This window comes from uncultured Eubacterium sp., from assembly GCF_934561735.1.
Lineage (GTDB): Bacteria > Bacillota > Clostridia > Oscillospirales > Acutalibacteraceae > Eubacterium_R.
Genome location: NZ_CAKTGT010000009.1, coordinates 44044 through 66532 on the forward strand (window position 1 = coordinate 44044; position 22489 = coordinate 66532).

Annotated in this window: 24 protein-coding genes and 2 tRNA genes; 13 read left to right on the forward strand and 13 right to left on the reverse strand. The window is 40.1% G+C overall.

Annotated elements, in window-relative coordinates:
* The first annotated feature begins 95 nt into the window (after positions 1-95).
* On the forward strand, positions 96-656 hold the full coding sequence (locus tag Q0E08_RS07645) for a prolyl-tRNA synthetase associated domain-containing protein (protein WP_294778537.1): 561 nt from the start codon (positions 96-98) through the stop codon (positions 654-656).
* Positions 649-1365 carry a radical SAM protein gene (locus tag Q0E08_RS07650; protein WP_294778538.1) on the forward strand — a complete coding sequence of 239 codons (717 nt, stop codon included), beginning with the start codon at positions 649-651 and terminating at the stop codon, positions 1363-1365. The genes Q0E08_RS07645 and Q0E08_RS07650 overlap by 8 nt, the downstream gene beginning before the upstream one ends.
* A 40-nt stretch (positions 1366-1405) precedes the next feature.
* On the opposite strand, the gene Q0E08_RS07655 is transcribed toward Q0E08_RS07650, so the two are convergent.
* A complete protein-coding gene (locus tag Q0E08_RS07655; RefSeq protein ID WP_294778539.1) occupies positions 1406-3307 on the reverse strand; it encodes an alpha-glucosidase in 1902 nt (633 codons plus the stop codon).
* 235 nt (positions 3308-3542) lie between these two features.
* Between Q0E08_RS07655 and hrcA the strand changes: the two genes are divergently transcribed.
* The 4 genes from hrcA to dnaJ all read left to right on the forward strand — a co-directional run bounded on the left by hrcA (position 3543) and on the right by dnaJ (position 8227).
* The gene (gene hrcA / locus Q0E08_RS07660) at positions 3543-4580 is read left to right on the forward strand and encodes a heat-inducible transcriptional repressor HrcA (protein ID WP_294778540.1); all 1038 of its coding nucleotides are present in this window, start codon (positions 3543-3545) and stop codon (positions 4578-4580) included.
* A complete protein-coding gene (gene grpE / locus Q0E08_RS07665; RefSeq protein ID WP_294778541.1) occupies positions 4573-5106 on the forward strand; it encodes a nucleotide exchange factor GrpE in 534 nt (177 codons plus the stop codon). The genes hrcA and grpE overlap by 8 nt, the downstream gene beginning before the upstream one ends.
* Before the next feature lie 45 nt (positions 5107-5151).
* Positions 5152-6999, forward strand: a complete 1848-nt coding sequence (gene dnaK / locus Q0E08_RS07670; protein WP_294778542.1) for a molecular chaperone DnaK — start codon at positions 5152-5154, stop codon at positions 6997-6999.
* A 70-nt stretch (positions 7000-7069) separates the two neighbouring features.
* Positions 7070-8227: a molecular chaperone DnaJ gene (gene dnaJ / locus Q0E08_RS07675; RefSeq protein WP_294778543.1), complete on the forward strand. Its 1158-nt coding sequence runs from the start codon at positions 7070-7072 to the stop codon at positions 8225-8227.
* Between the two features lie 41 nt (positions 8228-8268).
* On the opposite strand, the gene Q0E08_RS07680 is transcribed toward dnaJ, so the two are convergent.
* Entirely contained in the window at positions 8269-8511 is a 243-nt protein-coding gene (locus Q0E08_RS07680; protein WP_294778544.1) for a helix-turn-helix domain-containing protein, read from the reverse strand.
* A gap of 151 nt (positions 8512-8662) precedes the next feature.
* On the opposite strand from Q0E08_RS07680, the gene Q0E08_RS07685 reads away from it, so the two are divergent.
* Positions 8663-9577: a zinc ribbon domain-containing protein gene (locus tag Q0E08_RS07685; RefSeq protein ID WP_294778545.1), complete on the forward strand. Its 915-nt coding sequence runs from the start codon at positions 8663-8665 to the stop codon at positions 9575-9577.
* 62 nt (positions 9578-9639) lie between these two features.
* Here the strand turns inward: Q0E08_RS07685 and Q0E08_RS07690 are convergent, their stop codons facing one another.
* Positions 9640-10140, reverse strand: a complete 501-nt coding sequence (locus tag Q0E08_RS07690) for a hypothetical protein (RefSeq protein ID WP_294778546.1) — start codon at positions 10138-10140, stop codon at positions 9640-9642.
* A gap of 231 nt (positions 10141-10371) precedes the next feature.
* Here Q0E08_RS07690 and Q0E08_RS07695 point away from each other — a divergent pair, with 231 nt between their 5' ends.
* From Q0E08_RS07695 to Q0E08_RS07705, 3 genes are read left to right on the forward strand one after another with little or no spacing between them, the layout of a single operon-like run.
* Positions 10372-10674, forward strand: a complete 303-nt coding sequence (locus Q0E08_RS07695; RefSeq protein ID WP_294778547.1) for a branched-chain amino acid ABC transporter permease — start codon at positions 10372-10374, stop codon at positions 10672-10674.
* A gap of 46 nt (positions 10675-10720) precedes the next feature.
* Entirely contained in the window at positions 10721-10930 is a 210-nt protein-coding gene (locus Q0E08_RS07700; protein ID WP_294778548.1) for a hypothetical protein, read from the forward strand.
* Positions 10927-11547, forward strand: coding sequence for a CHAP domain-containing protein (locus Q0E08_RS07705; RefSeq protein WP_294778549.1), 621 nt, complete (start codon positions 10927-10929; stop codon positions 11545-11547). Before Q0E08_RS07700 ends, Q0E08_RS07705 begins: the two co-directional genes overlap by 4 nt.
* A 46-nt stretch (positions 11548-11593) precedes the next feature.
* Here the strand turns inward: Q0E08_RS07705 and Q0E08_RS07710 are convergent, their stop codons facing one another.
* The 9 genes from Q0E08_RS07710 to Q0E08_RS07750 all read right to left on the reverse strand — a co-directional run bounded on the left by Q0E08_RS07710 (position 11594) and on the right by Q0E08_RS07750 (position 17589).
* Positions 11594-11860 carry a PqqD family protein gene (locus Q0E08_RS07710; protein WP_294778550.1) on the reverse strand — a complete coding sequence of 89 codons (267 nt, stop codon included), beginning with the start codon at positions 11858-11860 and terminating at the stop codon, positions 11594-11596.
* A complete protein-coding gene (locus Q0E08_RS07715) occupies positions 11860-12111 on the reverse strand; it encodes a kinase to dihydroxyacetone kinase (protein ID WP_177664608.1) in 252 nt (83 codons plus the stop codon). The genes Q0E08_RS07710 and Q0E08_RS07715 overlap by 1 nt, the downstream gene beginning before the upstream one ends.
* Positions 12112-12128: 17 nt before the next feature.
* Complete coding sequence (locus tag Q0E08_RS07720) at positions 12129-13397, reverse strand: O-acetylhomoserine aminocarboxypropyltransferase/cysteine synthase family protein (RefSeq protein WP_294778551.1); 1269 nt, start codon at positions 13395-13397, stop codon at positions 12129-12131.
* A gap of 28 nt (positions 13398-13425) precedes the next feature.
* On the reverse strand, positions 13426-14184 hold the full coding sequence (locus tag Q0E08_RS07725) for a type III pantothenate kinase (protein ID WP_294778552.1): 759 nt from the start codon (positions 14182-14184) through the stop codon (positions 13426-13428).
* 179 nt (positions 14185-14363) lie between these two features.
* Positions 14364-14810 carry a nuclear transport factor 2 family protein gene (locus Q0E08_RS07730; RefSeq protein WP_294778553.1) on the reverse strand — a complete coding sequence of 149 codons (447 nt, stop codon included), beginning with the start codon at positions 14808-14810 and terminating at the stop codon, positions 14364-14366.
* Between the two features lie 9 nt (positions 14811-14819).
* Positions 14820-15512 (reverse strand): zinc ribbon domain-containing protein, encoded by a 693-nt coding sequence (locus Q0E08_RS07735; protein WP_294778554.1) that lies wholly within the window; start codon positions 15510-15512, stop codon positions 14820-14822.
* A gap of 12 nt (positions 15513-15524) precedes the next feature.
* Positions 15525-16955, reverse strand: a complete 1431-nt coding sequence (locus Q0E08_RS07740; protein ID WP_294778555.1) for a zinc ribbon domain-containing protein — start codon at positions 16953-16955, stop codon at positions 15525-15527.
* Between the two features lie 438 nt (positions 16956-17393).
* Positions 17394-17478, reverse strand: a tRNA-Tyr gene (locus Q0E08_RS07745).
* A gap of 35 nt (positions 17479-17513) precedes the next feature.
* A tRNA-Thr gene (locus Q0E08_RS07750) sits at positions 17514-17589 on the reverse strand.
* 127 nt (positions 17590-17716) lie between these two features.
* Between Q0E08_RS07750 and asnB the strand changes: the two genes are divergently transcribed.
* The gene (gene asnB / locus Q0E08_RS07755) at positions 17717-19540 is read left to right on the forward strand and encodes an asparagine synthase (glutamine-hydrolyzing) (protein WP_294778556.1); all 1824 of its coding nucleotides are present in this window, start codon (positions 17717-17719) and stop codon (positions 19538-19540) included.
* Between the two features lie 54 nt (positions 19541-19594).
* Here asnB and rpsT read toward each other — a convergent pair whose 3' ends face one another.
* Positions 19595-19852 carry a 30S ribosomal protein S20 gene (gene rpsT / locus Q0E08_RS07760; protein WP_290907304.1) on the reverse strand — a complete coding sequence of 86 codons (258 nt, stop codon included), beginning with the start codon at positions 19850-19852 and terminating at the stop codon, positions 19595-19597.
* A gap of 160 nt (positions 19853-20012) precedes the next feature.
* Here rpsT and gpr point away from each other — a divergent pair, with 160 nt between their 5' ends.
* Complete coding sequence (gpr, locus tag Q0E08_RS07765) at positions 20013-20837, forward strand: GPR endopeptidase (protein WP_294778557.1); 825 nt, start codon at positions 20013-20015, stop codon at positions 20835-20837.
* Between the two features lie 58 nt (positions 20838-20895).
* Positions 20896-22047: a stage II sporulation protein P gene (gene spoIIP / locus Q0E08_RS07770; RefSeq protein ID WP_294778558.1), complete on the forward strand. Its 1152-nt coding sequence runs from the start codon at positions 20896-20898 to the stop codon at positions 22045-22047.
* Positions 22048-22489: the final 442 nt, after the last annotated feature.

A 22489-nucleotide genomic window follows, 5' to 3' on the forward strand; every position in this document is an offset into this window, starting at 1 on the left:
ATGTGCCGAAAAAAGTCCCTGTTTCGTTACAGGGACTTTATTTTAAATCTGAATTGTGTTATTATATATCCAATATAAAAATTGCGGAGAGTATTATGGAATTACAAAAGGGCAGACCTGCCGATGTGACAGGCAGAGAAGAAAAAGAAATCAGAGTTTATGACCTCTTGGATAAACTCGGAATAGAATATTATCGCACCGACCACGAAGAAGCAAATACTATGGAAAAGTGTAACGAAATTGATAAGGTTTTGGGCACAATCATTTGCAAAAATTTGTTTTTGTGCAACCGTCAAAAAACAGATTTTTATATGCTTATGATGCCGGGCGACAAGGTGTTTAAAACAAAGGACATCACAAAACAACTCGGTTGTTCAAGGCTTTCGTTTGCCACTCCCGATTTTATGGAAGAATTTTTGGATATAAAGCCGGGTGCTGTTTCAATTATGGGGTTGATGAACGATAAGAATAACCGTGTTCAACTTGTCATCGACCGCCCTGTTGTTGAAAGCGAAACTCTCGGTTGTCATCCTTGCGTGTGCACTTCATCACTCAAAATGCAAACCAAAGATGTGCTTGAAAAGTTTTTGCCGGCAGTACATCACGAGCCGATAATTGTAGATATGCCTGATTATGAGGAGGAAAATAATGGCTAACATTCATTCATTTGAGTCGCTTGCCGCTGTTGACGGCGAGGGATTGAGATTTGATATATTTTTTACGGGTTGCCCGTTGAGATGCGCTTATTGTCATAATCCTGACACTTGGCACAAGGGCGAAATTGATATGGAAGCGCCTGAAGTTTTTGCGAAGGTTAGACGATACAAACCGTATTTCAAGAACGGCGGAGGCGTAACTTTTTCTGGTGGCGAACCGCTTTTGAACGCAAAGTTCATCAACGAGATTTATCCGCTTCTCAAAACGGAGGAAATCGGCTATTGCCTCGACACATCGGGTTCTGTTGAACTCACGGATGAGGTCAAAACTGCGATTGACAATGCTGATATGATTATCCTTGACATTAAGTTTTACGAGCCTGAAGCATACAAAAAATGGACAAAGGGCAATTTTGCGCTTCCCGAGGCTATCGGCAGATACGCTTCCGAAAAAGGCAAGAGATTGTGGCTTCGTACCGTTGTTGTGCCGGGTATAAACGATACCGAGGCGGATATGGATGCGTATGCGGAATACACAAAGCAGTTCAAGTTTGAAAAATACGAATTGCTTGCGTTCCACACAATGGGCTTCTTCAAGTATGAAGAAAGCGGAATCGAAAATCCGTTGAAAGATTATAAAGCGCTTGATAAGGGCAGATTGATTGAATTGCAAAATTATTTGAACGAAAAAATCAAGAACTCTAACTAAAAAAACCGCTGTGATGCGTTTGCACCACGGCGGTTTTCGTTTATTTTACCTTGTAAATGTTGCCCTCAAACGGCTTCAAAATGTCGGTTTTGTTTTCGTTTGTGGAAAGAATTAAATCGTAATTATAGATATTCGTTGGCTTTGGTTGCGGTGTTTTGCCGAGGTTAAGCTCAACATAATACTTTTCGCCCTCGTACTCTCTGAAATAGCAGTAAACGGGTGATTTGTTTGCCTTTGCAGGGGTGAAATCGCCGTAAACGAGAACTTTTGTTTCCTTGCGGAGCTTAATTGCTTTTTTGAAGAAATTGAGCACGCTGTCGGCTCTGCTTGCTTCGTCCTCTGCGTTGTAGCGTCTGTAATCGTCGCATACTTTAAGCCACGGCTTGCCGGCAGTAAATCCTGCGTTTTCGCTGTCACTCCATTGGAACGGACTTCTTGCGTTATCTCTTGAACCGATTGCGGCAAGTTTGAAATATTTTTCTTTATCCTTGCCTTTTTCAACCGCTTCTTTGTAGAAATTAACGGATTGCACATCGTTCATTTCGTCAATGGAATTGAAGTTTACATTGCCCATTGCGAGCTCTTGACCTTGGTAAACATACGGAGTGCCGCGGAGTGTCATTTCGATAAGTGCACAAACCTTTGCTATTTCCTCACGGTACGCACCTGTTCTGTCGGTTCTTGAAACTACTCTCGGATTGTCGTGATTTTCAAAGAAAACAGCCGGCCAACAATGGTTTGTGTAGCCTGTTTGGAACACTTCAAAACTTTTCATCACCTTGTACATATCCTGCTCGTAATGGTCGTATGCGGTGTGACCCTGATTTGCCAAAAAGTCAAAGTTGAACACGGTGTCGAGTTCGCCTCTGAAATCTGCGGTGAGCATTTTGTCCATTTCGATTCCTGCTCCGCCGCATTCACCGACGGTGTAAACATCGTAGTTGCCGAATGTTTTTTCTCTCATTTCGTGCAAAAATTCGTGCAGACGCGGACCGTAAAAATAGTATTCCGCACCTTTGAACCCTGTGAGCGTACCCAAAAATGCGTTTGCTTCAGGAAGACCTTGAGTTTTACTGATGAAGTTGATAACATCCATTCTGAATCCGTCAACGCCCTTGTCGAGCCACCACAACATCATTTCGTAAACGCTTTGGCGAACTTTCTCGTTTTCCCAGTTCAAGTCCATTTGCTTTTTCGTGAACAGGTGAAGTGCCCATTGGTTGAGATTTTCGTAGTAGTTCCACGCAGACCCCTTGAAAAGAGAAATCCAGTTGTTCGGCGGAGTTATGCCTTTGTCGGTTGCGTCACGCCATATGTAGTAATCGTGATACGGATTGTCCTTGCTCTTCAGTGCTTCTTGAAACCATTTGTGCTCATCGGATGTGTGGTTTACAACAAGGTCGATGATAAGCCTCATGCCTCTTGCGTGAATTTCGTCAAGCAACTTGTCAAAATCCTCCATAGTGCCGAATTCTGCCATAATTTTTTGGTAATCACGGATGTCGTAGCCGTTGTCGTCATTCGGACTGTCGTAAAACGGACTGCACCAAATTGCCGTAACGCCTAAATCCTGTAAATAGTCGAGCTTTTGGCGAATGCCGTTCAAATCGCCTATGCCGTCGCCGTTGCTGTCATAAAACGAGCGTGGATATATTTGGTAAATAACGGCTTCTTTCCACCACTTTTCGGTCAATTTACCTTGGTCGGTGATAACTTCGTCTTTTTCGAGATTGAGCATATCGCAAACCATTTGCACGGTCTTTTTGTCAAGTAACCCGGCTGTTGCGGTTGTGAGTGTTTTGAATTTCAGTTTGCCCATAATCCCCGAATTGATTAAATCTGTCGGCAAACGCAAAACGAGAAAGAGTTTTTCTATAATATCTTTTGCCATAGGGTTAACCATGGCGTCTTTTAATGTTGTGTTTGGCGTGATTTTTATCATGCCGACACCCCCCTTTTATAAATTGTATATTTTATACATCTTTATAGTAGCACACGGCAATGCTCATTTCAAGAGTGATGTAAATAAGCACTCGGAGTGTTCAAATGCTAACAAAATATGAATTTTAATTATTTTTTTGAAAAAAGTGTTGACAAATGAACTTTTGGGATATAATATAATAAATGTAGTTAGCACTCAGGCACAAAGAGTGCTAAAGCAAAAAGGAGGAGTTAAGATGATCGGCAACAGACGGTCGGATATATTGAATTTGATAATAAATCATTATATCCAAACAGGCGAGCCTATGGGTTCAAAAACATTGTGTCAGTTGCTCCCTTATGCAGTTTCCTCCGCTACAATACGAAATGAGATGGCGGCACTCGGTGAACTTGGATTTTTGCAACAGCGTCACACGTCGGGCGGCAGAATTCCGACAAAGGCTTCTTACAGATATTATGTAGATAATTTGCTTGTGCCAAAGCCGCTTACACCGTTTGAAAAGCAAAAGATTAATCAGGTACTCAGCGTAAATGCGTCCGACCCCGAAAGATTGCTTGCGGATGCGGCAAAACTTTTGGCTGACGCAACGGGTTGCACATCATTCTTTTCAACGGTTAAGGATGAATACGATTGCGTTCAGGGCGCGGATTTGATTCCTGCGGGCGAGAAAAAAGCGATGCTTGTTATGCTCACCGTCGGCGGCAAGATTAAATCTTCGGTTATTCAAATGCCGTGCAGAATAGATGACAATTTCAGGCGGCTGTTTTATGTGCTTGCAAGGGAATTTTTCATCGGTGTTCCCGTGAACGAAATCAATATGTCGCTCATTCAGTCAACCGCACCGGTGCTCCGTGACAGATTGTTTGATATGTTGCCTGTGCTATCGTCGTTTTGTTCTCTTTGCAAAGAGGCAAGCGAGGGCACGCTCCAAATTTACGGTCAAAACAATTTGCTCACGCAGGAGGAGTTCGGTGAGTCGGTATTCGGGCTTCTTACATTCCTTGCGGAAAAGACGAAACTTGAGGAAATGCTTACAAGCATTGCAAACAGTAACATTCAAAGCGTTCTTTTCCTCGGAGAAGAAAATCCCGTATATGAGCTTAAAAACACCGCAATGGCTGTTGCAAAGTTTAAGTATTATGACGATCAGCTTGCAACGCTCGGTATTATAGGCTCACTCAGAATCGATTATAGTTCTATTCTCCCGAGAATAGATTATATAGTTAAAACCTGTTCTAATTTGTTAAAGGAGGGTGGAGTTATTTATGAGTAAAAAAGAAACAAAACCGGAAAAAAATACAGAACAAGAAACGGTAAACGAAGCAGAAGATACCGCAGTTGATACAGAGGTTGAAGAAAAGAAAGAACCTACAGTTGAAGATCAGCTTGCGGATATGAAAAAACAGCTTGCCTACACGGCGGCGGAATATGCAAATTTCAGAGCGAGATCGGCAAAGGAAAAGGAGCAAACCTATTCCAATGCAAAGGGCAATGTAATTGCCGAGATTTTGCCTGTTATTGATAACCTTGAAAGAGCAATCAATCAAGACGGCGAAGATTTTGAGGCACTCAAAAAAGGTGTTGAAATGACGCTTGACGGTTTGATGACAACTCTTTCAAAAATCGGCGTTGAATCTTACGGCGAAAGCGGTGACAGCTTTGACCCAAATCTTCATCACGCAGTTATGCATATTGATGATGACGGGCTTGAAGAAAATGTAATCGTTGATGTATTCCAAAAGGGATATAAGATCGGCGACCGAGTTATCAGACCGGCTATGGTAAAAACAGCCAACTGATAACAAATCAAATCAGTAATTATTCAGAAAAGGAGATATTTTATTATGGGAAAGATTATCGGTATTGACTTAGGTACAACAAACAGCTGCGTATCCGTTATCGAAGGCGGTGAACCGGTTGTTATTTCTAACGCAGAGGGTGCAAGAACAACTCCTTCTGTTGTAGCATTCACAAAGGACGGCGAAAGAATGGTAGGCGCTGTTGCAAAGCGTCAGGCTATTACAAACCCGGACAAAACAATTTCATCAATCAAAAGACATATGGGTTCTGATTACAAGGTAAACATTGACGGCAAGGATTACACTCCTCAGGAAATTTCGTCAATCATCCTTCAAAAGCTTAAAGGCGATGCAGAAGCTTACCTTGGTCAAAAGGTAACAGAGGCTGTTATCACGGTTCCTGCATATTTTACAGACTCACAGCGTCAGGCAACAAAGGACGCCGGCAAAATCGCAGGTCTTGATGTAAAGAGAATTATCAACGAGCCTACAGCTGCCGCTTTGGCTTTCGGTATTGACAAGGAAGACGACCAAAAGGTTATGGTTTACGACCTCGGCGGCGGTACATTCGATGTATCTATCATCGAAATGGGCGACGGCGTTCAGGAAGTTCTTGCAACAGCAGGTAACAACCACCTTGGCGGTGATGATTTTGATAAGAAGATTATGGATTGGCTTGTTGCAGACTTTAAGGCACAAAACGGCATCGACCTTTCAACAGATAAGATGGCTATGCAGCGTGTTAAGGAAGCCGCAGAAAAAGCAAAGATTGACCTTTCCGGTATGACTCAGGCTCAAATTTCACTTCCGTTCATCACAGCAGATGCAACAGGCCCTAAGCACCTTGAAGCAACTCTTACAAGAGCAAAGTTTAACGAAATGACAGCAGACCTTGTTGAAGCAACAATGGGTCCTGTTCGTCAGGCAATGAAGGATTCGGGTCTTTCAATGAACGACCTTGACAAGATTCTCCTTGTCGGCGGTTCAACCCGTATTCCTGCTGTTCAGGAAGCTATCAAGAAGTTCTCGGGCAAAGAACCTTTCAAGGGCATTAACCCTGATGAATGTGTTGCTATGGGTGCCGCAATTCAGGGCGGTGTTCTCAACAACGATGTTGACGGCTTGGTACTTCTTGATGTTACACCTCTTTCACTCGGTATCGAAACAATGGGCGGTGTAAACACAGTTATTATTGAGCGTAACACAACAATTCCTACAAAGAAATCACAGATTTTCTCAACAGCCGCAGACAACCAAACTTCTGTTGAAGTTCATGTTCTTCAGGGTGAGAGAGAATTTGCAAAGGATAACAAAACTCTCGGTATGTTCCACCTTGACGGTATTATGCCGGCTCGCCGTGGTGTTCCGCAGATTGAAGTTACATTCGATATTGATGAAAACGGTATCGTTCATGTAAGCGCTAAGGACCTCGGCACAGGCAAGGAGCAGAATATCTCTATCACAGCTTCTTCAAATATGTCAAAGGACGATATTGACAAGGCTGTAAGAGAAGCAGAGCAGTTTGCAGAAGAAGATAAGAAGAAGAGAGAAGCCGTTGACATCCGCAACAATGCAGACCAGATGGTATATCAAACAGAAAAGATGCTTTCCGAAGATGCAGACAAGTTCTCGGCAGATGACAAGACTGCTCTTGAAACAAAACTCAACGACCTTAAGGAAGCTTTGAAGGGCGACGACACAGACGCTATCAAGGCAAAGCAGGAGGATCTCACAAACAAGTTCTATGAGGTATCTCAAAAGGTTTATGAAGCTGCTCAGGCAGCACAGAATGCTCAGGCAGGTGCTCAGCAGCAGGCAGACCCTAATGCACAGCAGCAGGGCGGCAATGCAGGTTATACAGATGCCGATTATACAGAGGTTGACGATAACTGATACAAATACTAATAGAATGGGGCGGCGTTTGTCCGCCCATTCTGTGATATAATAGGAGGGCAATCAATTTATGCCTGAACAAAAGAGAGATTACTATGAAGTGCTCGGTGTACAAAAGGGCGCTACAAATGACGAAATCAAAAAGGCGTTTCGTCAGGCGGCAAAAAAATATCATCCCGATTTGAACAAGGATGACCCGTCTGCCGCAGAAAAATTTAAGGAATGTAACGAGGCATACTCTGTTTTGTCCGACGCAGATAAAAGAGCAAAGTACGACCAGTTCGGTTTTGCAGGTGTTGACCCTAATTATGCGGCAAGCCAAGGCGGATACGGCGGCGGAGCAGGAGGCTTCGGATTTGACGGCGATATAGACCTCGGCGATATTTTCAGCAGTTTCTTCGGAGGCGGCGGAGGATTCGGCGGCTTTGGCGGCGGCAGAAATCCAAACGCTCCGCAACGAGGCAGAGATATTCAAACAACCGTTACCATTTCTTTTGAGGAAGCGGCAAAGGGCTGTAAGAAAACCGTTGAAGTGTCAAAGGTTGAGGATTGCTCACAGTGTCACGGCACAGGCTGTGCAGAGGGCACAAGCCCTAAAACCTGTACGCAGTGCGGCGGTAGTGGTCATATTACCGTTCAGCAAGGCTCCGGATTTTTCCAAGTCAGCTCAACAAGACCGTGCCCAACCTGTAACGGTACGGGTAAAATTATCGATAAGCCGTGTACAAAATGTGCCGGCAGAGGCAAGGTACGCAGAAAAACAAAGGTTGACATCAACATTCCTGCCGGTATTGACAACAATCAGGTTGTTACGGCAAGAGGCTTGGGCGATGCCGGTGTAAACGGCGGACCTGCGGGCGACCTTAGAGTCGGTGTTATCGTTCAGGACCACAAGGACTTTATCCGTGACGGCTACGATATTCATTACGAAAAACACATCAGCATTGTTGAGGCTTGCCTCGGCGTTAAGGTGCGTATTCCTACCCTTGACGGCGATGTTGAATATTCCGTTCCGTCGGGAACACAGCCAAACGAAGTGTTCCGCCTCAAGGGCAAAGGTGTTCAGCGACTTAACAGCGTTGCAAAGGGCGACCTTTATGTTCATATCGTTGTTGACATTCCAAAGTCACTCACCGAGGAACAAAAGAAGTTACTTAAGGAATTTGACAAATCCTATGTTGCCAATAAGGGCAAGGAAGGCTTCTTTGACAAATTCAAAAAGAAATAATATTGCAAAGCAAAAGACAGAGCCGAATTTTCGGTCCTGTCTTATTTTATTTGCTGTTCAAGATTTTTAAATTCTTCGGTGTCAAAAAATTCCGTTAATGAAATTCCAAGTCCGTCGCATAACATCTTTATTGTTACAATTCCGGGATTGTTACTTTTGCCGTACAAAATGTTTTTTAGAGTCGACGGTGGAACTGCGGCTTCGGTTGAAAGCTTATTAATTGACATATTTTTTATTTCGCACAGTTGATATATTCGGTTTTTTACTGCTGTGTATGTATCCATAACCAAGCTCTTTTCACGATATTTATAATTTAATTATAAATAATCGTTATTGACAAAATAGGCTATATATGATACTATTAGGCTATAAATAGACTATTGCTATTTTGCGATTAATTAACAAATTTATAATTTAAACAGAGGAGAGTATAATATGAGGTGTAATAAATGTGGAAAAGAAATTAAAAATGATGAAAGGATTTGCCCTAATTGTGGTTCTTTAGTTGAGAATCAGTGTAAAAATTCAAGTAATCAATTAATTGATAATAATATTGAGGGGAATTTTGAAAAAACATCTGATGATAATTTAAATAATGGTGAACAAACGAGAAACTTGTTGACTGATAAAAAGAACCGTACTATATTAGTAATAACTTTATGTGTATTAGTATTTGTAAGTATAATTGTTGCAATTATTACCTCAACTTTGAACAGCGTTGAAGTAGAAAAAACAAGTAAAAATGTACCAATTACCAAAGAAAGCGTGTCCATAAGTTCTACAGAGAAAGAAACAACCGAAGTTACGACAAAAGTTACAACTGAAACTACGCAAGATAATTTGCCGTCTAATGCTATTACTTTTTCAGATTTTAAATATCGAACAAATGGTACACCAATAATGAATCTTGTTTATGATGGATTCAATCCTACTGAAAACGCTGGTGAATATAATGGTAATATAGTTTATCGTTCTCAAAGCGGAAATCAAGTTGATTATGGTAGATTTCTTATAGTTGAAGAAAATGAACGTGTTATCTTTAATTATGGTCGTATGGAATATGCAGAATATATTGACTTGATTGAACCGTCTGAAATATATGATTTTTTTGTTTTGAGTGCGTTATCTTGTTGTGCACCGTTAATATTTGGTGACACATATGTTAGCGAAAATGATTTATCAGAATTAAAAAATTCCCTTAATAGTAAAGCGGACAGCAGTGATCCCTATAAATTTATTCTATATGGTGAAAAAAATGATGTTGAATATAAAATAAATATTAATTTAAGATATTCTTCTGTGGTGTTTTCCTGTTATCCTGCAGAGTATAGTTCTCGATTTAGTGAATAGGATACATTTATGTAAAGTATATATGTGTGTTGAATAGATAAGACAGAACTTTATGCTCTGTCTTATTTTTTTGTAAAATCTGTGATTTTTGAGAGTTTTATATGCTTCTTTGCATCGGATATGTTGCGGTAAACGGTTAAATCTTCGCTTTCAATTTGATTATTTAATTGCTTTTTGAAGTTGCCGTTATTGATTGAATTTACAAATTCCGTAAGGGTGTATTGCAGGTCGTAAGCCGTTTGCAATTCGGTATTAATATAGCATATATGTTTGTTTGATTCAGTATCGGGGAAGTCGTTTATAACGGCGTAAACGCCGTTTTCGTCGGATGCAAAAATGTTTATATAAGGTATGGCATAAATTTTCGTTGAGCAGTCCTGTTCATCAAGAAAAAAGTTTATGCCGTATTTTTCTTTTGCCGTGTTTATAAAATGTGAATCGTCCCCGTCTGCAATCGGTGTTGCGATTTTTCCGCAAGTTATAAATTCGTCATTCTTTGAATTTATGAAATAAGCGGAGCAATCATCAAAAAATATTTCACTTGTATCAATGTAGTAAATCATAGGTTTAACATCCTTGTATCGTTGTGATTTAATTATAAATTTTATTGTGATTAAAAGCAAGTTTAAAATTTTTTTGCCGTTTTGGGCGTTTTTATAGGCTTTATGCTCTATATGTTAAATACCTGTTGTCCGCAAAATAACACGCTTGGTTGCAGGGGCATATTATGTAGTGTAATATGGAAGTTGTCCCCGGAGGTGCAAGGCACCTTTAGTTAAGAAAGGAGCGAAAGCGTGAACGGCTTGGCACAAACAATTATAACCGCTGGTGCGGTGGTGACAGCCTGTCTTACGGTTTTCGGCGTGGGGAGGTCGTTTGCAAAATATCTTTGTTCCGTTAAGGATAGGGCACGCACCCGTGCCGAACATTCCACGGCTCAGGACAAAGACATTGCAAGGCTGAAAGAAGAAAATCAGCTTATTTGCTACGGACTTTCCGCCGCACTTGACGGTTTGGAGCAACTCGGTGCAAACCACTCCGTACCGATTGCAAAAAACAAATTGCAAAAGTATTTAAACGAACAGGCACATAAGTAATATTATCAGCCTGACAACTTGAATTTTATTTTACGGGAGGCAAACAATGATTTGTACCAAAACAACACTCAAAAGGGCGGCAAGAACCTTTGTTCAGTCCGCTCTTGCATACATCACGGTTAATGTGGTGTATATTAATTTTACAGATGATAAGGTAAGCGTAAAATCCGCTGTAACCGGTTTGGTTGTAGCCGCCGTGTCGGCAGGAATTTCCGCTGTTATGAATCTTGAAAAGAAAGACGGTGATTGCAAGTGACCTTTAATAAATGGGTAAAGGAAAACCTCGGCAAAGGCATTGACTACGACGGCACATACGGCGTGCAATGCGTTGACCTTGCTAAGCATTATATTAAAAATGTGCTTGGCGTAACACCGCAAAGTATCGGTAATGCCATTGAATATTACAACAAGCGTAAAACGAGCGAATACCTCACAAAGAATTTTAAGTGGATTGACAACACGGCGGAGTTTATCCCGAAAAAAGGCGACCTTTGCGTGTTCACATCAAAAAGCGGCAACGGTCACATTTCCGTTGCAACGGGCGAGGGAACGACCTCGTATTTTTATTCTTACGACCAAAATTTTCCAAAAGCAAAGCACGAGCCTATGACTAAAATTAAGCACAGCTACACTTCGTTTTTGGGCGTTCTTCGTCCTAAAAAGAAGAAAAACACATCTTCAAAATACTTCAAAGCCTATAAGGGCGACAGCGAAAGTATTGTTGACGCACTTGAAGCAATAGGTGCAAAAAGTGATTTTTCTTATCGCAAAAAGATTGCACAGGTAAACGGAATTAGCCGTTATTCCGGCACGCCCGAACAAAATGAAAAAATGCTCCGCTTGCTTAAAACAGGCAAACTTATAAAGCCGTAAAAATAACCCCACCGATACACAAATCGGTGGGGTTTACTTGTTTTGTTTATTCTTCTATAAGATTGTTTTCTCTCAGCATTGCCACAAATTTTTCTACATCGGCTTTTGCCTTTTCTTCGTCAACCTCGTATTCCGAGGTAACCTTTTTTACCACTTCGTCAACGGTTGTGTCCTTTAACAAAGCGTTCCAAAAAAACGCACCGCTGTCATTCAGGGTAATCATTCCGTTGAATATTCTTTCGGCATTGCCGACAGGAACAACTATGTTTGAGCCTGCAATATTGCGTATGGTGAAGCCTTTTTTAATTTTCATCAGCCTTTAAGACCTCTTTCCTGTCTGTCCATATCTTCAATTACAATATCGTAAATTTCGCCGAGGCTTCTGCAATATTCCAAAACCTTCCACGGCTCGTTGGTGTGATAGTGGATTTTGATTAAATCTTCATCACCGACTGCGATAAGGCAATCACCTTTGAAGTGCTCCACAAAGTAATCGTTGATTGCGTCCTCGTCAAGGTCTGTGCCCTCAATGAGAAGCTGAGTGTCGTATCTGTATTCAAGCATTGTAAAATCTCCTTTGGTTAAATTTTGTTGAGTGCTTGTTCGATGTCTGCGATGATGTCCTCTGCAGCTTCAATACCGCAGGAAAATCTTACCAAGTCAGGTGTTACACCGCATTCTGCGAGCTGTTCATCTGTCAACTGACGGTGAGTTGTTGATGCAGGGTGCAGGCAACATGTTCTTGCGTCTGCAACATGGGTAACAACTGCCGCAAGTTCAAGGCTGTCCATAAATGTTGTTGCCGCATTTCTGCCGCCTTTAACTCCAAACGAAACTACACCGCAGGTGCCGTTTGGCATATATTTTTGAGCAAGTGCATATTGGCTGTCGTTTGGAAGCATTGCACATTTTACCCATTCGATTTTTGGATGATTTTCAAGATATTCTGCAACCTTTTTTGCGTTTTCGCAATGTCTTTGCATTCTCAAATGGAGTGATTCAAGACCGACATTTAAAAGGAATGCTTCGTTTGGTGACTGAACAGAACCCAAATCTCTCATAAGCTGAACGGTTGCCTTTGTGATGTATGCACCTTTGCCGAATGTGTCGGTGTAAACAACGCCGTGGTAGCTGTCGTCGGGAGTTGTGAGTCCCGGATATTTGTCGTTTTGAGTCCAGTCAAAATTACCGCTGTCAACGATTGCACCGCCGATTGTTGATGCGTGACCCTCCATATATTTTGTTGTTGAATGTGTAACAATGTCAACGCCGAAATCAAACACACGGCAGTTGATAGGTGTTGCAAATGTGTTGTCAACGATGAGCGGAATTCCGTTCTTGTGAGCAACCTTTGCAAATGTTTCAATGTCCAAAATGTCGAGGCTTGGGTTAGAAATTGTTTCGCCGAAAATAGCCTTTGTGTTTGGCTTGATGGCAGCTTGTATTTCTTCTTCCGTTGCAGTCGGTGAAACAAAGGTAAAGTCAATTCCGAGCTTTCTCATTGTAACATTGAAAAGATTGAATGTGCCGCCGTAAATTGCAGATGATGACACAATGTGGTCGCCTGCCTGTGCAATGTTGAATACTGCGTAGAAGTTTGCCGCCTGACCCGAGCCTGTGAGCATTCCTGCCACACCGCCCTCAAGAGCCGCAATTTTTGACGCAACATTGTCGCAGGTTGGGTTTTGAAGTCGTGAATAAAAATATCCGCTTTTTTTCAAATCGAAAAGGTCGCCCATCTCGGCACTGCTGTCGTATTTGAATGTTGTTGATTGAACAATCGGTATAACTCTCGGTTCACCGTTTTTTGGTTTGTATGTGCCTTGCACACAAATTGTATCAAGTTTCATATTATTTTTCCTCTCTGCAAATGATAACTTAAATGTTTTTGTTATATATAATTCGCAGTCCGTCAATCAAAAGATTTTCATCAATTATCATATCGTGACTGCAATTTTTTGCTATTGATTTTCCGAGTCCGCCTGTAACAACAACCGTTGCTTTTTCGCCAAGCTCCTGTTCAAATTTGTCAATAAGTCCGTCAAGCATACATGCCGTGCCGATTACACAACCGGATTGCATACTCTCGATTGAATTTGTGCCTATGATTTTTTTCGGTGCCGCTATGTCAATCTGCGGAAGCAAAGCCGCATCTGCCGATAAGGCATTGATGGATGTTTTAACACCTGTTGTGATTGTTCCGCCCAAAAAGTTACCGTCTTTGTCGAGCACCGAGCCTGTTGTAGCTGTGCCCAGGTCAAAGATGATGGTTGGTTGCGGATATTTTTCTTTTGCCGCAACTGCCGCAACAACAAGGTCTGCACCAAGCTGTGCCGGGTCATCGATTTTTATTGAAAGCCCTGTTTTTACACCCGGACCGACTACGATGGCATTTACATTACACACGGTCAAAATGGCTTTCTTCAGTGTGCGCATAAGTGCCGGCACAACGGACGAAATAATTGCACCGTCAATCTCCGTTGCTTTGTGTATGCTCAAAAACGAATATATTTTCATTGCACATTCGTCTTCTGTTTCATATATATTGGTTGAAAATCTGCCGGATTTAACAAGCTTGTCACCGTCTAAAATACCCAAAACGATGTTTGTGTTGCCGACATCAACTGCAAGTAACATATCCATTACCTCGCTTTACTGTATATCTTTATTATTTTACCATATATTCATAGCTTTGTAAAATACAAAATTATAAACTTTTTGTTGCAAAAGCCGTGTGCTGTGCCGTATAAAATTTAAAGCCTGCCGCACTTTAATTTGTCGTGCGGTAGGCTTTTTGTTTCGCAGTATTAAAATTTTTATCCGAAAACGTTAATTTTCCATTTATTGTTTTCTTTTACCATTTTTACCGTTTCATCGCTGTCTGATGAAACTGAAAATGCGTTTACTGTCATGTTTAATTTTACTGTGGCGTTATCACCGTTTACCTCGATTGATTTAATATCAAATTCCACAAGGTCTTTTCCGGATTCTATTGAGCTTAATGAAAATCCAAGACCGAGCATATCTGTAATATTAACAAAACTGCCGACCAATCCCAATGACCCTTTTACCATTGCAGCACTTTTAGAATCTAAACAATCACACAAAGCGTCCGAATCACCGGCACTGTATGCTGTTGCATAGTTATTTAGGCATTCGGTTATTTGTTCTTCGTCGGTCTTATATACTTGGGTAAAATAGTAATATGAGCCGCCGCCAAGCATTACTAAAAGAGCACATATTACGGCTATTGCTTTTTTCATTGTTTCCCCTTAATTTTGATTAGCGTTTGTTGATAATATTTTGTTAGGTATTGATGTATACAGCAAGATGTTCAAAATAAGTACTATGATTGTTATAATACTGAATACTATATAACCGCTTGCACTTGATGTAAGCGAAAATGCTCCGCTGGCAATAGTGTCTTGAGTTTCGTTATACATAAATCTTGTAATAGCAATATGAACTACATCATTTAAAAATATTGTTATTATAAGCGGAATCCAGTTGCCTAAGCTTCCTTTCTTTTTCAATACCGTTTTGATTATACAAAACGCCATACTTGCAAGCGTTAAAAGGACAGCGACGACAATAATTGTCTGACCGATTGTTAAAATACTTGTTGTTTCCGAATAGTCTTTTAGCTTTTTTAAAGCTCCGTATACGGAATACGAACCTTCTGAAATAAATATATCATATGATATTACTTTGGCTTTGTTCAACAAAAGGTTTATGATTACCATTAAAATAGAAAACGCACCAAATGCTATTTTGATAATTGTGCCTTTATCTAAGCTTTTTATTTTTTCGGATGCCTCTGTGATATTGGCGTTTGGCAAATTTTTTGGCAAATTTATATTTTTAATTTTATCGCCTATATCAAATGAATTTCCTACTTTTGCACCGCAGTTAGTGCAAAATTTTGCACTATCGTTAAGTTCTTTTCCACATTTTTGACAAAACATATTTTTCCTCCATTATTTTACGGTTAAATGTTTGACTGTGCTGTAGTATCCTTGCAAGCTCTCTAAAAGTTCTTTTTCCGATGTAAAACCGCTTTGAGACCAACCTACACTAAGATTGTCTGTGTACAATGTTCCGTTGCTATCCGCTTTTGCTCCGTTAATCGGCAAATAGGAATAATATATTTTGTTGTCATAGGAGTCAGCATAGGAATATACGCATACAAATTGGTTATTTGCTTGATAGTTGCCTAAACACATATAAAGGTTTACAAAAGTCTTATTCCCGTCAGAAAAATAATCGCTCGAATTACCGCAGTCTTTTATAGCCGTATAATCGTCTACCGTAACATTTGTTTTATCATTTATATATGATATTCTGGTTGCATCAAATTCTTTTGACAGATTGGTTAATATAATTCCGTTCTCCGCAAAAGTGTTTTCTTCAATAGAGGAGTAACCGGATTTTGTTACGCTGACAGTCACCTTTCCGGTAGAATCAAAATTGTCTGCGTTTCCTGAGTATCTCAGAGTACCGAGTGAATCTTCTTCATCTGAGTTGTTTATGAGTTCAACTCCTTGTTCATTGTTGTTAACATCAATAAGGTTTGCACTGTAATTACCAAAAGATTCAGAAGATAAATTATCCGCTAAATTGATTCTGACCGCTTGTTCGGTTTCGTCATAATAAACCGATTGAACCTCTTTCATTGGGTCAAGTTTAACGGTTTCCTTTAAATTCTCAATAGTATATGTACGGGTTAAATTATCATTAAGTTTTAGCTTCTTCTTTAATCCAAGGCTGTTAATTATATCCGTATCAATAGTTACCGTAACTGTAACTTCATCACCGTTTTTAAGGTTTTCGCTTGGTTCACATTCTATAGAAAACGCATCGTCTTTCAGATATTTTAAAACACCGTCTTCATCTTCGTCTTCGTAAAGTGCTCCTAAGAAACCGTATTCGTCATATGCGTCGTTTCGATATTTCTCATTTATTTTTTCAGTCAGTAATGCACTGTCTTTGCCGGATAAATCATACATCAATCCGTCGAAATTATAAAGGTCAGACGGATCTAAACTTGTATAACCGTTATATCCGTCAAGACTGATGCTGTCGGCAAAATACGACTCGGGTCTTATCATACCTAAAATCGCAGAAACAACAGATATCAATACAATTAGGGCACATACTATTGAAACAACAGATATTAAAAGTTTTTTGTTGATTTTAATCGGTTTTTTAGTCTTTACGGCTACATTTCCGTTTGGGATTTCCGTTGCTTGAGTAACTGCAACGGCTTGAGGTTCTTCCGGCGGTATGTCGGTGCTGTTTTCAGTATTAATCTCTGATTGATTGTTAATATTTGTGTTAATACTTGCCCCACAGTTTGGGCAGAATTTTTCACTCTCGGCAATAAGAGTGCCACATTTTTCACAATACATTTTTATTCTCCTCACATAAAATGTAATTAATCCGAATGTAATATTATAATATTGCTCGGTAAAAGAATTATTTCATAAGCATAATAAATAATCAATATGTTTCCTGACTGTTACCTTTATATTATAAGATGAAAACATATTGAAATACTGAACAAGCAGGTATAAACTTTTTTAGATGTTTCCGAAAAATATAAAAAGGTAACACATATTGACAGTATGTGGTTCTCATCCACCCACGAAAGGTTTTCTTATAAAATAAAGAAAAGAGTAACCGAAACGATTACTCTTTCTTCTGGTGGAAGAGGGTGGGCTCGAGCTATGCTCGAGAGTTCGCTTGCTACGCAAGCCGTCGCATTGATAGTGTGTGGTTCTCATCCACCCACGAAAAGTTTTCTATAAAAAGAAGAAAAGAGTAACCAAAACGATTACTCTTTCTTCTGGTGGAAGAGGGTGGATTCGAACCACCGAAGTCATTGACGACAGATTTACAGTCTGTTCCCTTTGGCCACTCGGGAACTCTTCCATATTATATGGGAGATAACCGAAGTTATCTCCCTTTGGAGCTGGTGAACGGACTTGAACCCCTGACCTGCTGATTACAAATCAGCTGCTCTACCAACTGAGCTACACCAGCGTTTCCTCAACGCTTGTACATAATATCATAAACAACACCCAATGTCAAGCATTTTTTTAAAAAAGTTTTGACTTTTTTTGATGGAATTTTTATCTTGGTTTGCATAGTATATTCTGAGGTGATTTTTATGTGCGGAATTGCAGGAATACTCTGCGATAATATTGATTTAAGACAGGAAAAGGAAATGATTTGGAGAGTGAGTAATTCACTCAAAATGCGTGGCCCGGATGAAAGAGGAGAGTATATAAGCAAAAGTGCGGCTCTTATTCACAGACGACTCAGTATTATTGATCCCGAGAACGGCAAACAGCCTATGCGTTTCGGCAAATACATAATTGTGTATAACGGCGAAATTTACAATACCGAGGAGGTAAGGCGTGAGCTTCGCTTTCACGGTTATATTTTTGATACTTCATGCGATACCGAAGTTGTGCTGAAAAGTTTTCACCTTTGGCAGGAACGCTGTGCCGAAAAGCTCAATGGTATTTTTGCTTTTGCAATATACAATACCGACAGCGAAGAACTTTTTCTCTGCCGTGACAGAATAGGCGTTAAGCCCCTTTTTTATTCGCATAAAGGCGGATTGTTTGCTTTTGCTTCAAAAATTGATACACTGCTTAATGTTAAAGGTATAGAACCTGTTTGCGATGAGGACGGATTCAACGAAATATTTATGCTCGGTCCCGCAAAAACGATAGGCAAAACCGTTTTTCGTGATATTGGCGAACTTCCGCCCGCATCGTATATGTACTGCAAAAACGGAAAAATATCCGAGGGAACATATTGGCATCTTGAAGCATCGGATTTTACCGACAATGAAGCTCAGGCACAGGAACATATACATTATCTTGTAACCGATTCAATCAGGCGACAGCTTGTGTCGGATGTTCCCGTTTGCACATTTTTGAGCGGTGGCCTTGACAGTTCGATAATTTCAAAGGTTGCTTCCGATTATATGGGAGAATGCAACAGCGTTTTGGACACATATTCCGTTGATTATGTCGATAACGATAAATATTTTAAGGCAAGCTTGTTTCAACCGAACAAGGACAGCGATTTCATAAGTCTTATTTCGGATTATATTGATTCCGACCATCACAATATTGTGCTTTCAAACCGTGATGTTGCCGATGCACTTGTTGACAGTACCTTTGCACGGGGATGCCCGGGATTTACCGATGTTGACAGCAGTCTGTTACTGTTTTGCAAGGAGGTTGTAAAAAGCCACAAGGTTGCACTTTCGGGTGAGTGTGCGGATGAAATTTTCGGCGGTTATCCGTGGTATCACAGAAAAGAGATTCTTTTTGAAGATACTTTTCCGTGGAGCAGAACAACCGATGTTCGTCACAGTATTTTGGCAAACGGATTTTTGCCGCACGGCGATGAATATATGCGTAATGCTTATCTTCAAACCGTTAAAAAAACAAGCACGCTTGATACAGACAGCAAAACCGAAAAGCGTATGCGTGAAATGTTTGTGCTAAATATGGATTGGTTTATGCAAACTCTTCTTATGCGTAAGGATGCAATGAGCATGGAAGCTTCGCTTGAAGTTCGTGTGCCGTTTTGTGATTACAGAATTGTTGAATATGCCTACAATATGCCGTGGAGCATAAAATCATATGACGGCAGGGAAAAGGGGGTTTTACGAAAAGCTTTTGAAAACGATTTGCCCGAAACTATTACTTGGCGTAAAAAAAGTCCTTATCCGAAAACATTTAACCCTGAATATACCGAAGCGGTAATTGATATGGTAAAAGCTGTTTTGAATGACAGAGAGTGCCCGCTTTGTGAAATGCTTAATGTCGATTCCGTAACGGAATTGATGAATAATCCCGACAGCTTGAGCGAGCCGTGGTACGGTCAGCTTATGCGAGGTCCGCAAGTGCTTGCATATATTGTGCAGATTTATACTTGGATTAAAAAATACAATGTTGAGTTTGATATTTAAGACAAAACAAAAAAGGTACCGATTCGGTACCTTTAAATGTTTATCATATTAAACTTATGCCTTGTTGAGCTTTGAAACAAGATTGCTCTTCTTTCTTGCAGCACAATTCTTGTGGATAAGGTGGTGGTTAGCAGCTTGGTCAATCTTCTTAACAGCTTCCTTAACTGCAACTTCCTTATCGTCAGCATTTGTTTCGATAGCTGTGTTAGCCTTTTTGATAGCTGTCTTAAGAGCTGTGTTACGAGCCTTGTTGTTAGCAGCCTTTGTTTGGTTTACTAAAACTCTCTTTTTTGCTGATTTGATGTTTGCCATTTCTTTTTCACTCCTTTATCGAGAAACTGGATGTAAAGACATTTCTGCCTAATTTCTTTTTAACGCTGATTTATATTAGCATAACTTTAAGTAAAATGCAAGCATTTTTTTATTTTTGGGCATACTTTTAGTAAAAATAGTGAGTTTTGGGGTGTTTTTTGTGATAAATCGCACAGATTTAGCAGTAGAATGTTATGAAGAAAATGAAAAGACGGTTTTGTCCGGAGTGAAAATTACCGAAAAGGATAACATCACAACCGTTGAAGTTATTAATGAAAACGGTTCAAAATCCATCGGCAAACCTGTTGGAAAATATGTTGTGCTTGATGTACATTCTTTTGTGAACGACACCGATATTTTAGACGGGCGGCTTAACGAATTTTCGGCTGTGCTCAAATCGGTGCTTCCGCAATCGGTTACTTCTGTTTTGGTTGTCGGATTGGGCAACAAAAAAATTACTGCCGACTCTCTCGGTCCCTCAACTTCTTCGTTCATTCTCGCCACCCGTCATATTGCCGATAATCTTGAAAGCAATATCGGCTTGCCTGCACTTTTTCCCGTGTCGTGCGTAAACACGGGAGTGCTCGGTGACACCGGAATAGAAACTGTTGAAATTATCAAAGGTATAGTTAATCAAATAAAACCGTCTTGTGTTATTGCCGTTGACGCACTTGCCGCAAGTTCGGCGGATCGTCTCGGCACGACAATTCAGTTTTCCGATTCGGGAATTTCTCCGGGCTCGGGTGTAGGCAATCACCGCCACGAAATTTCAAAAGCGACTCTCGGTGTGCCCGTCATTGCCGTGGGAATCCCCACCGTTGTCAGCACCGGGATAATTTCGGGTAAAGAGAATGATGATGTTTTTGTAACTCCCCGTGAGATTGACAGAATTTGTCAGCAGGGTGCAAAACTTATCGGTATGGGTATTAATATTTGCCTGCAAAAAAATCTGTCGGTTGAAGATTTGTTGGCTCTCGTGGGATAATGATTATATTGTCATCATATAATTAGATGTGTAAAAATGTTTAATATATGGTGTTATAATGAAAAAGAATATTATAATTATAATAATTAATACTATTATATTGTTTGGAACAGTCGGAATAATTGTTAATCTTTCTCCGCTTATTGAAAAACCGCTCGCCGTTTTTTCAATTTCTGCTTTAAAACTTTCGTCACCGGTTTTAATATATAACAATGCAAAGGCAACATTTTCAAATAATACTCCGACAGTTAATGAGAATACTACTAACACCGCTTCAAAAGAGGATGAGCCTGTTATGAATCGTATAAGTGCCGAGGACAGCAAGGACTATACAAATATCAAGCAGACTCCGTCGGATATTGCAAAATTGATGAACAAGGCAAAAAAGACAACGGTTAAGTCAAAATCAAAGGGCAAAACAAGTGAGGAAGCATACCAAGGCGGCGGCACTATAGTGTCGCACGGTGATTTGCAAATACAAACCAAGATCCCGGCATCTTTCTATTCTCCTGATATTAATGCATTGTTAAAACAAGGCTCAGATTTGACTATTGATGACAAGTCAAAGCCTACAATCCTTATTTATCATTCACACACAACCGAGGCATATTCTCTTTTGGATGTGGGTTATTATATGAGCTCCGATGCGAGGTCGAACAGTTCGGCAAGAAATATGGTTCGTGTCGGAGATGATTTGGCTGCTTATCTTGAAAAACAAGGTTTTACCGTAATTCACGACAGAACTATTCACGATAAGGATTACACAAAATCATACGACAATTCCCGTGCAACGATAGAAAAATATCTTGAACAGTATCCGTCGATAGAAGTTACGATTGATGTTCACCGTGACGATATTACATATTCAAACAAAACCAAGGTTAAACCGACTGCAAAAATTAACGGCAAAAAAGCTGCCCGAATGATGATAATATCCGGTTGTGAATATAACAGAGTAAAGAATTTTCCCGATTGGGAAGAGAATCTAAAATTTGATTTGCAGGTTCAAAACAAGGTTAACGAACTTTATCCCGGACTTATGCGTCCGATACTTTTTTCCGAGCGTAAGTATAATATGTATGAAACTCATTATTCGTTTTTGCTTGAAGTCGGCACGGACGCAAATACTTTGGATGAAGCCTGTTATTCGGCAAGACTGTTTGGCGATGCACTCGGGCAGTTGCTTAATGAGAAGTATGTAAAGAGATGATGTTATGAAATCAAGGAAGTATGTAATGTATATGTTATTAATATCAGGAGTCGTATTGTCGGTAGGTTTAGCCGTTGCCTATTACAATACGGCTTCTTTGGGTTATGACAATGCAAATATATTAACTTACAATGACGAATTTATAAGATTGTTTGATATTACGATAAAATTTGAGGATATTATAAACTTTTTTGAAAAGCTGATATATTTCTTTAAATTTGATTCTATAATAATTTGAGTGAAAATGTGACTTGTTTTATATATGTTGTGTAGAATTTTCGGCATTTAGGCAGATATTGTAGTAACATTGAATAATCAAATATACTGAACACGAGGCAGGGTTTTCACCATCGAAAAAAGTTAGCAAAAAAGTGTTGACATTTGGTGTATGAGGTGGTAATATGTACAAGTCGTCAGCGAGAGAGCGAGACGGCAAGGACCT

Bases quoted from the DNA above. Each gene is read 5' to 3' on its own strand.
- dnaJ (WP_294778543.1), top strand. From the start codon at position 7,070: ATGCCTGAACAAAAGAGAGATTACTATGAAGTGCTCGGTGTACAAAAG.
- Q0E08_RS07680 (WP_294778544.1), bottom strand. From the start codon at position 8,511: ATGGATACATACACAGCAGTAAAAAACCGAATATATCAACTGTGCGAA.
- Q0E08_RS07700 (WP_294778548.1), top strand. From the start codon at position 10,721: ATGATTTGTACCAAAACAACACTCAAAAGGGCGGCAAGAACCTTTGTT.
- Q0E08_RS07710 (WP_294778550.1), bottom strand. From the start codon at position 11,860: ATGAAAATTAAAAAAGGCTTCACCATACGCAATATTGCAGGCTCAAAC.
- Q0E08_RS07715 (WP_177664608.1), bottom strand. From the start codon at position 12,111: ATGCTTGAATACAGATACGACACTCAGCTTCTCATTGAGGGCACAGAC.
- Q0E08_RS07650 (WP_294778538.1), top strand. From the start codon at position 649: ATGGCTAACATTCATTCATTTGAGTCGCTTGCCGCTGTTGACGGCGAG.
- dnaK (WP_294778542.1), top strand. From the start codon at position 5,152: ATGGGAAAGATTATCGGTATTGACTTAGGTACAACAAACAGCTGCGTA.
- asnB (WP_294778556.1), top strand. From the start codon at position 17,717: ATGTGCGGAATTGCAGGAATACTCTGCGATAATATTGATTTAAGACAG.
- Q0E08_RS07735 (WP_294778554.1), bottom strand. From the start codon at position 15,512: ATGTTTTGTCAAAAATGTGGAAAAGAACTTAACGATAGTGCAAAATTT.
- Q0E08_RS07730 (WP_294778553.1), bottom strand. From the start codon at position 14,810: ATGAAAAAAGCAATAGCCGTAATATGTGCTCTTTTAGTAATGCTTGGC.
- spoIIP (WP_294778558.1), top strand. From the start codon at position 20,896: ATGAAAAAGAATATTATAATTATAATAATTAATACTATTATATTGTTT.
- Q0E08_RS07690 (WP_294778546.1), bottom strand. From the start codon at position 10,140: ATGATTTACTACATTGATACAAGTGAAATATTTTTTGATGATTGCTCC.
- rpsT (WP_290907304.1), bottom strand. From the start codon at position 19,852: ATGGCAAACATCAAATCAGCAAAAAAGAGAGTTTTAGTAAACCAAACA.
- Q0E08_RS07685 (WP_294778545.1), top strand. From the start codon at position 8,663: ATGAGGTGTAATAAATGTGGAAAAGAAATTAAAAATGATGAAAGGATT.
- Q0E08_RS07720 (WP_294778551.1), bottom strand. From the start codon at position 13,397: ATGAAACTTGATACAATTTGTGTGCAAGGCACATACAAACCAAAAAAC.
- Q0E08_RS07655 (WP_294778539.1), bottom strand. From the start codon at position 3,307: ATGATAAAAATCACGCCAAACACAACATTAAAAGACGCCATGGTTAAC.
- hrcA (WP_294778540.1), top strand. From the start codon at position 3,543: ATGATCGGCAACAGACGGTCGGATATATTGAATTTGATAATAAATCAT.
- Q0E08_RS07740 (WP_294778555.1), bottom strand. From the start codon at position 16,955: ATGTATTGTGAAAAATGTGGCACTCTTATTGCCGAGAGTGAAAAATTC.
- Q0E08_RS07725 (WP_294778552.1), bottom strand. From the start codon at position 14,184: ATGTTACTTGCAGTTGATGTCGGCAACACAAACATCGTTTTGGGTATT.
- grpE (WP_294778541.1), top strand. From the start codon at position 4,573: ATGAGTAAAAAAGAAACAAAACCGGAAAAAAATACAGAACAAGAAACG.
- Q0E08_RS07645 (WP_294778537.1), top strand. From the start codon at position 96: ATGGAATTACAAAAGGGCAGACCTGCCGATGTGACAGGCAGAGAAGAA.